An 11,018-nucleotide genomic window follows, 5' to 3' on the forward strand; every position below is an offset into this window, starting at 1 on the left:
TCCTGTGCCCACGAACGCCACGGTGCCCGCCGAGAGCCCGAGATCCGCTCTCCCGGGGGACACGCGTTACGCCGACCCGTGCAGGTCCACGGCGCGGGACGGCGGGGCGGCCCGGGGCCTGCCCGACGAACAGCGCCGCCCGCCCGCAGGGCGGAGCACGCGGCGGCCGGTGCGCAGACGGCCCGGCCGTACTCGGCCGACTCCGCCGACGCCGGGAGGCCGCGCGCCGGGCGTCGCGACTACCGGGCTTTCCGGGCACGCCCTGGGGCGTGCTGCGAAAGTAGCGTCGTTCGCCCGCAGGGCGGGGCTCGCGAGCCACACGGGACTTCCCCAACACGCCCTACGGGGCGGGCTTCGGCTCCTCCTGAAGGGCGCTTTCCGTCGCAGGCGTCGGATCGAGGGGGATCTGCGGGCCGAGGCCGTCGTACAGCCAGTGGTTCAGGACCGCGTGGACCTGTTCCGCTCCCACCAGTTCCCCGTCCGCGGGGACCGGCGGCGGCAGGGTCAGGGGGGACAGCAGGAACGCGTTGGACTGTTCGCCGCCGAGGCCGCCGTGGGAGCCGATCTGCTCCTCGAACGCGTGCACCCGGCCCGTCGCCGGGTCGTACATCGAGTTGACCATGATGTCCGCGACATGCGGGAAGGTGTCGGTGCGCCGGACCGCGTCGGCGGCGCCCGGCCCCATCGTGGCCAGCAGCCCCGTGTCGTCCAGCTTGGCGACGGGGATCTCCGCCCCGGCAGGGCCGAGCACCACGGAGCCGTTCGCCTCGCTGCGGACGAGCAGGAAGCCGATGCCCGGGTGGTTGGCGAGGGTCCGCAGCAGCGCGGGGTGGCGTTCGTCTATCTGCTCGCGGCTCATCCGCACCGGGACGTCGGGGAAGGAGATCAGGCCCAGATTTCCCGAGGCCAGCACGATCGGGTCGGACCCCCGCGCCGAGCGCTTCTCGTCGGCCTCGCCCTCGTGGCCCGCCTCGACGGGGCGGTGGAGCGCCGTACGTACGGCGTCACGGGCCGCGTCCCGCGCCTCCGCGCCGCTCTTCGTGCGCACCGCGCGGCGCGGCACCGGCAGCCCGCAGCCCGCCCGTACGAGATCCCGGAGCGTGAGCCCGTACACGCCCTGGAAGGTCTCGCCGGGGCTCTGCCCGTGGTCGGAGAGGAGCACGAGCCGGTACGAGCGCGGCGCGTGGTCGGCGACCTTGGTCAGCAGCTCGATCGAGCGGTCCAGCCGCCGCAGGACGCGCGTGGCGTCGCGGCTGTGGGGTCCCGAGTGGTGGGCCACCTCGTCGTACGCGACGAGGTCGGCGTAGACGGCGGCGCGCCCGGCCAGCATGTCCCCTATGACCGCCGCGACCACGACATCGCGCTCGACGACGGTCGCGAACGCCCGGATGAAGGGGTAGAGCCCGCCCCGGCTCACCCGGGGCCGGTCGCCGCGGACGCGGGCCCGCGTCGACTGGCCTATCTCGCGGCCGACCTCGGCGACGAACGAGACGGCCGTACGGACGGCGTTGGCCGGGTCGGTGAAGTACGCGAAGTAGCCGGCCCGGGAGCGGGTGGCCCTGCCGCGCCGGGCGGCCATCGACAGGACGAGCGCCAACTGGTCGGCGCCGCCGCTGAAGAGGTTGCCGCGGCTGGCGCCGTCGAGGGTGAGGAGCCCGGCGTCGCGGGTGCGTTCGACGGCGCGGCGCTGGAGTTCGGCGGCGCTGGCCGGCCGGTTGCTGACCATGATCCGCCCGCTCTCCTTCTCGTACCAACGGAAGGCGGGGACATCGTGGTTGCTGCCGTGCAGGATGCCGAGTTGGCTGGCGCCGGTCTGGCTGGACCAGTCGGTGCGCCAGGGGGTGAGCCGGTGCGTCGGGTGCTCACCCAGCCAGCCCGCGACGGTGGGCATGTGGCCGTCGGCGACCGCGTCGAGCAGCACCTGGTGCCCGACACCGTCGAGTTGGAGGAAGAGCGTGCCGGGCGATACCGGGTGGGCGCCGCGCGCGCGGTCCTCGCCGCTGCGGCGCCGGCGGCGTTGCGCGAGGCGCGACAGCCTGCGCCGGTAGGCGTCGTCGTCGCGTACGGCGAGGGCCGTGGAGGTCGCGGACGCGACGGCGGACATGACGGCGGCGACCACGACGGCGTTCTCGGGGTTGGCGGCGCCTCCGCCGTCGGGGGTGAGCTTGAGCGCGACCAGCAGCAGGGAGCCGTTGAGGAAGAAGACCAGCAGGCCGAGCACCAGGGCGGGCACGAGCAGCAGGGCGCGGACCAGGAAGGGCCAGACGAGCGCGCTGAGCAGGCCGAAGGCACCCGCTCCCCAGGCCGCGGTGATCGCCGTCCTGGTGAGGCTGTCGTCGGTGCCCTGAAGTTGGAAGTCGGGCAGGACGCCGGCGAGGGCCAGCATGGTCAGGGTGGAGACCGCCCAGACGACGACCACCCGCATCAGGGCCCTGCCGGCCGTCCGCCATCGCCCCTTGAACACCGCGTTTTCACCTCACGTCCAGGGCCCGCACACCGACACGGGCTCGCTCCACAGCCTCGCACAGCGCGCTGTGGAGCCGGTCTTCTCCAAAGAAGGGGACGTCCGAAAGGGGGACGGAGGCGGGGTCAGCAGCCGTCGTAGCCGGCTGTCGGCATGGAGAGTCTGCGGTGGACCCTGGCCTTGGACGTCGCGTCGTAAGAAGGCTCGTCCATCCCCACGGTCTCCAGGGGGACGCCGCGGCGCTCGCACTCGGCGGTGAAGGCGGGCACGGACGCGAACGCCCGGTCGAGCACACGTGCGTTGGGGACGACGAAGGCGTCGATCACGCCCGCCTCGACGTCGACCCAGAGGCCGCAGTGGTCGGAGCGCATGCCGTACAGGAGCAGTTGCCGTGTGACGACGTACCCCTTGTCGGCGGCCCAGCGGGCGCACATCGCCTGCTGGCCGCGGATGTCGACCAGGAAGGGCTCTCGGTCGAGTTCTTCGAGCGGGGTGAGGCTGGCTATGGCCGCCACACGTAACTCGCCCATGTCTGTGGTCCCCCGCTCGGTGCACCCGGTCGCCCCCGCGAAAAGTCCCGCCTGGCCCGCAGTGTTCGACGACCCTACTCCGTTCACACCCTCTTAAGGAGGCGCGTATCGGGCACATGCGGGCGCACGAATCTGCCACGGGCGCACTCCCTCGGGCGCACGCGGTACGGGGCGGGGAGCCGCCCGCTGCCCGTACGACGGCCCGCCGCCGTACGCTGAAAGCCGGATACGGACGGAGCTGAGGTCCCGCTTTGGGAAATGTCATCACCTGGTGGGGCCATGCCACCTGCACGGTCGAGGACTCCGGTGTCCGGGTGCTGACCGATCCGCTCTTCGCGCGCCGGCTGATTCATCTGCGCCGCCGTCGCGGTGACGTACCGCCTCCGGAGGCCGCGGTCGCCGACGCCGTCCTCGTCTCGCATCTGCACTCCGACCATCTGCATCTGCCGTCGCTGGCGAAGCTCGCGCCGGGCACCCGGCTGATCGTGCCGCGCGGCGCGCGGCGCGCGGTGCCCGGACTGCGGCGGCTGGACGCCGTCGGACGTGGCGGCATCGGACGCGGAGGAGTCGGACGTGGCGGCGGTCTGCGGATCACGGAGGTCGAGCCGGGCGACGAGGTGGAGATCGGACCGCTGTGGGTACGGGCGGTGCCTGCGTGCCACGACGGGCGGCGGCTGCCGGTGGGACCGCAGCGCTCCCCCGCGCTCGGCTATGTGATCAGCGGTGAACGCCGGACGTACTTCGCGGGCGACACCGGGCTCTTCGACGAGATGGCGGACGCCGTGGGCACGGTCGACGTGGCGCTGCTGCCGGTGGGCGGCTGGGGACCGCATCTGGGCCACGGTCATCTGAACGCCGACCGCGCGGCCGAGGCGCTGGCCCGGCTCGCGCCCGACGCGGCGGTTCCGGTGCACTACGGCACGTTCTGGCCGATCGGGATGGACGGGGTACGGCCGCACGAATTCCATTCGCCCGGCGACGAGTTCGTCCGCCAGGCGGCGCGGCGCGCGCCCGGGGTCGCCGTCCACCGGCTTCAGCACGGCGAGAGTGTGCGGCCGGGGGCCACCCTGTGATCGACCAGCTCATGAGTCAGATGCCGTCGGAGTCCGCCCAGCAGGCCGTCACCTACCCGTCGTTGTTCCTGCTGGTGGCGCTGGGAGCGCTGGTGCCGGTGGTGCCGACGGGCGCGGTGGTGAGTTCGGCGGCGGTCGTCGCCTTCCACCAGACGGCGCCGCTCGCGCTGCTGTACATATTCGTGGTGGCCTCGTTCGCGGCGTTCCTCGGCGACATCACGCTCTACTGGCTGGGGCGGCGGGGGGTCAACTCCAAGAACGGCTCGCGGTGGCTGGCGGCGCTGGAGCAGCGGGTCTCCGACGACACCCTCGAACAGACCCAGCGCAGGCTGCGGGAGCACGGCGTGACGGTCCTGGTGCTGTCGCGGCTGGTGCCCGCGGGCCGGATACCGGTGATGCTCGCGTGCCTGCTCACCAAGTGGCCGACGACGCGGTTCGTCAAGGGCGCGCTGCCGGCGTGCCTGGCGTGGGCGGCGACGTACCAGCTGATCGGGATCCTCGGCGGGTCGCTGTTCGCCGAGCCGTGGGAGGGCGTCGTCGCGGCGGTGGCGCTGACGGTGCTGATCAGCGGCAGTCCCACGATCTGGCGCAAGCTGCGGGGGCGCGGCAGGGGCGCGGACGGCTCCGCGCGGCGGGACGGGCAGTGCGCGCCGGAGGGTCCGGCGGCGGTGGAGGGTCCTGCGGAGTCAGACGGTCAGCAGGCGTGACGCCCCGACCGGCAGGTCCCACAGCTGCTCGCGCGGTCTCCCGCTCCGCTCCCAGGCGGCCCTGACCCGCTCCAGCGGCTCCATCACGGGCTCGGCCGAGAGCACGAACGTCGCCCAGTGCATGGGCGCCATGTTCCGCGCGCCGACGTCCTGGCAAGCCTGTACGGCCTCCTCCGGGTCCACATGGACATCGCTGAGCCACCAGCGCGGGTCGTACGCCCCGATCGGCAGCAGCGCGAGGTCGATGTCCGGGTACCGGCCGCCGATCTCCCGGAACCAGTGGCCGTAGCCGGTGTCCCCGGCGAAGTAGACGCGCCTGCCGGTCGCCGCGTCGGTGAGCATCCAGCCGCCCCACAGCGAGCGGCAGGTGTCGGTGAGGGTGCGCTTGGACCAGTGGTGGGCGGGCACGAAATCGAACCGTACGGTGCCGGTTCCGCCGTCCCCGCCGGGCAGTTCGGCGGCCTCCCACCAGTCCAGCTCGGTGACCTGGGTGAAGCGGCGCCGTCGGCACCAGCGGCCGAGACCGGCGGGGACGAACATCGGGGTGTCCCTCGGCAGCCGCCGCAGCGTGGGCGCGTCGAGATGGTCGTAGTGGTTGTGGCTGATGACGACCGCGTCGACGGGCGGCAGTTCCTCCCACCGGACGCCGACGGGAGTGATCCGCGCGGGCGTGCCGAGGATCCGGCGCGACCACACCGGGTCGGTCAGGACGGTGAAGCCGCCGATACGGAGCACCCAACTCGCGTGCCCCGCCCAGGTGACGGCGACGGTGGCGGCGTCCACGGCCGGCAGGGGCCCGCGTTCGACGGGCAGCATCGGTACGGCGTCGAGCGCGCCGGGGCGCGGCCTCGCGGCGCCTTCGCGGGCGAGCCGTGCCAGCGCGCGTACGCCGGGCAGCGGGGTGGTGAGCCGGTGGGAGAAGGACTTGGGCCAGGGACGGCCGGTCTCGCCGAGCGGGCGTAGCGTGCCGCCGGGCCGGAGGGTCTCGCCGGCGGCGGTGGCCCGGGATGAGGTGGCGGCGGTGCGGCGCACGCGTCGGGTGGGGTCCGTCCGATCGGTGTGGTCCGTCATCGAAGCTCCGTTCAGGGCGGTGCGACGCGGTTCGTCGGGGCGGTACGCCGGAGGTGGATCAGGCCGTGGATCAGACCGGCGGCCTGCGGGCTCAGGGCGGTTCCCCGAGAGCCGCCGCCAGATTGCCCAGTGCCTCGGCGACGTGCGGCAGTTCCAGGGGCTTCCCATCGGTGAGGGACTCCATCCGCTGCTCCGGGGTTGATCCGAGCAGCGGTCCGGTCGCCAGTCGTACGCGCAGCGCGCCCAGTTCGTCCCCGAACCGGTGTCCGCCGGGCACCGGCATGCCCAGCCGTTCGCCCAGGAACTCTTCGAGTTCCATGGAGTCGCCGACCCCGCGCGCGGCGAGCCCCCGGCGCAACGGGCCGAAGTCCGCGTACAGATGACGGCCTGCCCGGGGCGGTCTGGCCAGCGCCCCGGCGCTCAGGACGATGTGGTGTACGGCTCCGGCCACGCGCGCGTGCAGCGCGGCTGCGGCGGCGACCCTCGCCGTCACGCCGGGCGGCTCGTCGAGTGCCCTGGAGGCGGCGGCGGCGACCGGCGCCGCGACGAGCGCGCCCAGCGCGGTGAGATGGTCCAGCGTCCTGGCCCGGCGCCCGGCGCCGGCCCCGGTGGCGGGGAAACGCGCCACGGCGGCGGGCCAGGACGCCGGGGTGAGCGCGCCCGCCAGGTCGGAAAAGACGGTGACGTCGTCGGGCCACATCTCGGCCGGGCTGAGCGGCACCGACTCGCGGGGCCGGTGCAGGGTGTCGCGCCAGGTCTCGTCGCTGATGATGTGCAGGCCCTCGCCGACGGCGGCCTCGCACGCCTCCCTGAGAAGCTCGGGCGGTGCGACGGTGCCGGTCGGGTCGTCGGCGATCGAGAGCAGCAGCAGCCGTGGGTCGCCGCCCTCGGCCCGTACCCGGCGCACCGTCTCCAGGAGGGCGTACAGATCGGGTACGCCGCCGCACTCCGCGGGGGTCGGCACCGGAAAGAAGGGCCGGCCGAGAAGCCGGGCCTGCGGCGCCCAGGACGCCGGGTGCGGGCGGGGCATCAGGACGTCGCCGCCGTGCGCGGCGAGCAGCGCGAGGAGCAGCGGCTGCGCGCCGGCCGCCGCTGCGGCCTCCTGGGGATGGGTGGGCAGACCGCGTCTCGACCAGTAGCCGCAGGCCGCCTCGCGCAGGACCGGTCCGCCGCCGGGCGGCTCGGGCGAGGTCTGTCCGGCGGCACCGGCGAGTTCGGCGACGAGCTCGGGCAGCGCGGGCAGGCCCAGGTCCGGGGCGAGCGGCCCGTACCGTACGGGACCGCGCCCTTCGCGCACCGTCCCCGTCGTCCCCATGCCCGCCTCCTCCCTCCTCCCGCACTCGCCGGGGATCTACGCCCCGCGGCCCAGCATCGCCAGCAGCCTGGTCTGGGCGTCGGCGTCCGGTGGCGGTTCCAGCGGGGCGTCGAACATGCCGCTCGCCGACAGGGCTCCCGCGTACGGCTCGACCTCCGTGAGAGCGAAGTCGACCAGCGGCCCCGGCAGCCGCTCGTTCACACCGATCCCGCGCGACAGGTCCCAGGTGTGGACCACGGCGTCGAGCACCATCTGCGCGCAGTAGGCGCCGGCCCGGGTCGGCCCGTAGGAGAGCCCGACCACGCGCTCCGACGCGCCCCGCTCGGCGAACGCGGCGCGTGCGCCCGCCGCCGCGCGGTCCCAGGCGGCGACCGGGTCGTCGCCGAGCACGTCGCCGTCGAAGGCGTCGCCCACCTCCGCCATGGTCCGGCCCTCGCTCACCAGCGGGGGCACCCAGAGCTGCTCGGCCGTGAGGTGGTTGACCAGGTCGCGTACGGACCACGCGGCGCAGGGCGTCGGCGCGCCCCACTGGTCCGCGCGGACTGCGTGCACCCGGTCCGTGAAGAGGTCGAGCGCCTCGTCGTGCCGGTCCAGCAGTGGATCATCCATGCCTCCCACTTTCCCCGGCCGCCCGGCCGGACGCGAGTCCGGCCGGTCCACGGCCCGCTCACGGCCGGTTCCGGGGCCCTGCGTGGGGCCGGGGAGTACGGGGTACCCGCGTTCCATGTCTGACATCCACGCGGGCCGTACCCCGGCCGGTCCCGGCACCCGGGCCCGGGTCGCCGCGCTGCTCAGCGGCTGGGACCGGCGGATCTTCCGGTCGGCGGCGAACCGGCACTGGCCGGGCGCCGAACCGGTGCTGCCACGCCTCAGCCGCTCCGCCAACCACGGTCTCCTCTGGTTCGGCGCCGCCGCCGGAATCGCGCTCATCGGGCGCGGTCAGCGCTCCCGGCGCGCCGCCCTGCGGGGCGTCGCCTCCCTCGCCGTCGCCTCGGCCGCGATCAACACCGTGGGCAAGCGGTCGGTACGCCGGGTGCGGCCGGTCCGGGACACGGTTCCGGTGATCAGGCAGCTGAAGCGGCAGCCGGTCACCACCTCCTTCCCGTCCGGGCACGCGGCGTCGGCCGCCGCCTTCGCCACGGGTGTCGCCCTGGAGTCGAAGGGCTGGGGGGCGGTGGTGGCGCCCGTCGCCTTCTCCGTCGCGGCGTCCCGCGTCTACACGGGCGTGCACTACCCGAGCGATGTGCTGGTGGGCGCGGCGCTGGGGGTGGGGGCCGCGTACGCCGTACGCGGCATCGTGCCGACCCGCTCCCAGCTGCCGTCGCCGGGACGGCCGCACGCACAGGCACCGGCCCTGCCGGGCGGCGACGGCATGGTGATCGTCGTCAACCGCGCGTCGGGCTCGTCGGACGCCGCGGGCGCGCTGCGCGACTCGCTGCCGCTCGCGGAGTTCGTGGAGTGCGACCCCGATGAGGTGAACACGGAGCTGGCGAAGGCGGCGGACCGCTGCACCGCGCTGGGCGTGGTCGGCGGCGACGGCACGGTCAACCGGGCCGCGGTGGTCGCCGCCCGGCGCCGGTTGCCGCTGGCGGTGTTCCCCGGCGGCACGCTGAACCACTTCGCGTACGACCTCGGCATCGAGGACTCGCAGGACACCTGCCGCGCGATGGAGGCGGGCGACGCGGTCCGCGTCGACCTCGGGCGGTTCACCGGGCCGGACGGGGCGAGCGGCCACTTCCTCAACACCTTCAGCCTGGGCGTCTATCCGGAGCTGGTACGTGTACGGGAGCACTGGGCGCCGCGGATCGGCGGCTGGCCCGCCGGGGTGGTCGCCGCGTCGAAGGTGCTGCGCGGCCAGCACCAGCTGGAGGCGGAGTTCGACGGGCGGCACCGGTCGCTGTGGATGCTGTTCGCGGGGAACAGCATCTACCAGCGCTTCGGGTTCACCCCGGGCCACCGGCACGATCTGGCGGACGGTCTGCTGGATGTCCGGATCGTGCACGGCGGGAGCTTCCCCAGCCTGCGGCTGCTGGCCGCCGCGGCGGCCGGACCGCTGAGCCGGTCGCCGGCGCACGCGGCGGAGCGGATGCGGCGGGTACGGATCACGGGCATCGCGCCGGGTACACCGCTGGCCTTCGACGGCGAAGTGGCCGAGTCACCGGTCGAGTTGACGATCGACAAGGCGAACGAGGCGCTGACGGTGTACCGCCCGCGTGTGTTCCTGTGAGCGGGTGCGGGGCGCGGCCGGGGGGCGGGCGCGGGGCGCGGGGTGCGGGCGTGGGGTGCGGGCGTGGGATTTATCGGTGGCGCGGGCCTGGCGCCTGGGCCGAAGCTCGTACGCATGGAATCCGTGTCCGCTCCCTTCCTCGAAACCCCGCGCCTGCGGCTGCGTGCCTGCGACGAGGCCGACCTCGGCCGGCTCATCGCGCTGGACAACGACCCCGGCGTGAAGCGCTTCATCGACGGCGGCGTACCCGTCGAGCCCGAGACGTTCCGGGCCGAGGCCCTGCCCCGGCTGCTCGGGCGCGGCTTCTGGGCGGCGGAGGAGCGGTCCACCGGCGAGTGGCTGGGCTGGTTCGAGCTACGTCCGCTGAACGACCCCGGTTGGGCGGAGGTGGAGCTGGGGTACCGGCTGCACCGGGCGGTGTGGGGCCGGGGGTACGCCACGGAGGGCGCCCGAGCGCTCGTGCGCAAGGCCTTCACCGAGCTGGGCACCGAGCGGGTCACGGCGAACACGATGACGGTCAACACAGCCTCCCGGCGGGTCATGGAGAAGGCCGGGCTGCTCTTCGTCCGTACATACACCGAGGAGTGGCCGGACGTCATCGAGGGCTCGGAGCAGGGGGATGTGGAGTACGCGCTCACGCGCGGGGAGTGGCGGCGAACGGCTTCCGGGTGACCACAATGCAAGACGAGGGTCTCATATTCCGACATCGCGGCGTACCGTGACGGGATCACTTCACGAGAGGGAGTCCGGTCATGCCGAGAGAGACCGCCGTCTACACCCACGGCCACCACGAGTCGGTCCTGCGTTCGCACAGCTGGCGCACGGCGGCGAACTCGGCTGCGTATCTCCTGCCCGAACTCCGTTCCGGACTCGACGTGTTGGACGTGGGCTGCGGTCCCGGCACCATCACCGCCGACCTGGCCGCGCTGGTGGCGCCCGGCATGGTGACCGCGGTGGACGCGGCGGCGGACGTCCTGGAGCGGGCCGGGGAGGCGGTCGCGGCGCGCGGTCTGGACAACGTCCGTTTCGCGGTCGCCGACGTCCACGCTCTGGACTTCCCCGACGACTCCTTCGACGTGGTCCACGCCCACCAGGTGCTCCAGCACGTCGGAGACCCCGTGCAGGCGCTGCGCGAGATGCGCCGGGTGTGCAGGCCCGGAGGCATCGTCGCGGCGCGCGACAGCGACTACGGGGCGTTCACCTGGTACCCGTCGTCCCCCGCGCTGGACGGCTGGCAGGAGCTGTACCGGACGGTGGCCCGCGCGAACGGCGGCGAGCCCGACGCGGGCCGCAGGCTCCTCTCCTGGGCCCGCGGCGCGGGCTTCACGGACATCACGTCCACGGCGGCGGCGTGGTGCTTCGCGACGCCGGACGAGCGCGCGTGGTGGAGCGGACTGTGGGCGGAGCGGACGACCGCGTCGGTCTACGCGGAACTGGCCGTACACGGCGGCCACGCGGACGCGGCGCGGCTCGCCGGGATCGCGGAGGCGTGGCGCGTGTGGGGCGGGGAGCCCGACGCGTGGTTCATGGTCCCGCACGGTGAAATCCTGTGCCGGGTATGAGAGTTGGTTCCCCCGGGTCCTGTCTTCGAAGTAGCGCCTGGCCCGCGGCGGCCCCGCCCTGCGGGCGGA

10 protein-coding genes are annotated in these 11,018 nt (G+C 74.2%); 5 read left to right on the forward strand and 5 right to left on the reverse strand.

From position 1 onward, the window contains the following. Positions 1 to 340: 340 nt before the first annotated feature. Both ACFWV8_RS34435 and ACFWV8_RS34440 read right to left on the reverse strand, forming a co-directional pair. Positions 341 to 2,464 carry a phage holin family protein gene (locus ACFWV8_RS34435; protein WP_384213660.1) on the reverse strand — a complete coding sequence of 708 codons (2,124 nt, stop codon included), beginning with the start codon at positions 2,462 to 2,464 and terminating at the stop codon, positions 341 to 343. Between the two features lie 125 nt (positions 2,465 to 2,589). Continuing rightward, positions 2,590 to 2,994 carry a hypothetical protein gene (locus ACFWV8_RS34440; protein ID WP_384213663.1) on the reverse strand — a complete coding sequence of 135 codons (405 nt, stop codon included), beginning with the start codon at positions 2,992 to 2,994 and terminating at the stop codon, positions 2,590 to 2,592. 251 nt (positions 2,995 to 3,245) lie between these two features. Between ACFWV8_RS34440 and ACFWV8_RS34445 the strand changes: the two genes are divergently transcribed. After that, positions 3,246 to 4,067 carry an MBL fold metallo-hydrolase gene (locus ACFWV8_RS34445; RefSeq protein WP_384213666.1) on the forward strand — a complete coding sequence of 274 codons (822 nt, stop codon included), beginning with the start codon at positions 3,246 to 3,248 and terminating at the stop codon, positions 4,065 to 4,067. 11 nt (positions 4,068 to 4,078) lie between these two features. Continuing rightward, on the forward strand, positions 4,079 to 4,774 hold the full coding sequence (locus ACFWV8_RS34450) for a DedA family protein (protein WP_384213669.1): 696 nt from the start codon (positions 4,079 to 4,081) through the stop codon (positions 4,772 to 4,774). Here the strand turns inward: ACFWV8_RS34450 and ACFWV8_RS34455 are convergent. The 3 genes from ACFWV8_RS34455 to ACFWV8_RS34465 all read right to left on the reverse strand — a co-directional run bounded on the left by ACFWV8_RS34455 (position 4,754) and on the right by ACFWV8_RS34465 (position 7,769). After that, complete coding sequence (locus tag ACFWV8_RS34455) at positions 4,754 to 5,845, reverse strand: MBL fold metallo-hydrolase (RefSeq protein WP_384213672.1); 1,092 nt, start codon at positions 5,843 to 5,845, stop codon at positions 4,754 to 4,756. The genes ACFWV8_RS34450 and ACFWV8_RS34455 overlap by 21 nt on opposite strands. Before the next feature lie 91 nt (positions 5,846 to 5,936). Then, positions 5,937 to 7,160, reverse strand: coding sequence for an aminotransferase class I/II-fold pyridoxal phosphate-dependent enzyme (locus ACFWV8_RS34460; protein WP_384213675.1), 1,224 nt, complete (start codon positions 7,158 to 7,160; stop codon positions 5,937 to 5,939). Positions 7,161 to 7,196: 36 nt separating this feature from the next. Then, entirely contained in the window at positions 7,197 to 7,769 is a 573-nt protein-coding gene (locus tag ACFWV8_RS34465) for a TIGR03086 family metal-binding protein (RefSeq protein WP_384213678.1), read from the reverse strand. Positions 7,770 to 7,884: 115 nt separating this feature from the next. Here ACFWV8_RS34465 and ACFWV8_RS34470 point away from each other — a divergent pair, with 115 nt between their 5' ends. The 3 genes from ACFWV8_RS34470 (at position 7,885) to ACFWV8_RS34480 (ending at position 10,949) form a co-directional block, all read left to right on the forward strand. Continuing rightward, on the forward strand, positions 7,885 to 9,387 hold the full coding sequence (locus ACFWV8_RS34470) for a bifunctional phosphatase PAP2/diacylglycerol kinase family protein (RefSeq protein WP_384213681.1): 1,503 nt from the start codon (positions 7,885 to 7,887) through the stop codon (positions 9,385 to 9,387). A 114-nt stretch (positions 9,388 to 9,501) separates the two neighbouring features. Then, positions 9,502 to 10,059 (forward strand): GNAT family N-acetyltransferase, encoded by a 558-nt coding sequence (locus ACFWV8_RS34475; RefSeq protein ID WP_384213684.1) that lies wholly within the window; start codon positions 9,502 to 9,504, stop codon positions 10,057 to 10,059. An 80-nt stretch (positions 10,060 to 10,139) separates the two neighbouring features. Next, positions 10,140 to 10,949, forward strand: coding sequence for a methyltransferase domain-containing protein (locus ACFWV8_RS34480; RefSeq protein ID WP_384213687.1), 810 nt, complete (start codon positions 10,140 to 10,142; stop codon positions 10,947 to 10,949). The last annotated feature ends 69 nt before the right edge of the window (positions 10,950 to 11,018 follow it).

The sequence above is a fragment of the Streptomyces sp. NPDC058665 genome (assembly GCF_042714995.1).
GTDB lineage: Bacteria > Actinomycetota > Actinomycetes > Streptomycetales > Streptomycetaceae > Streptomyces.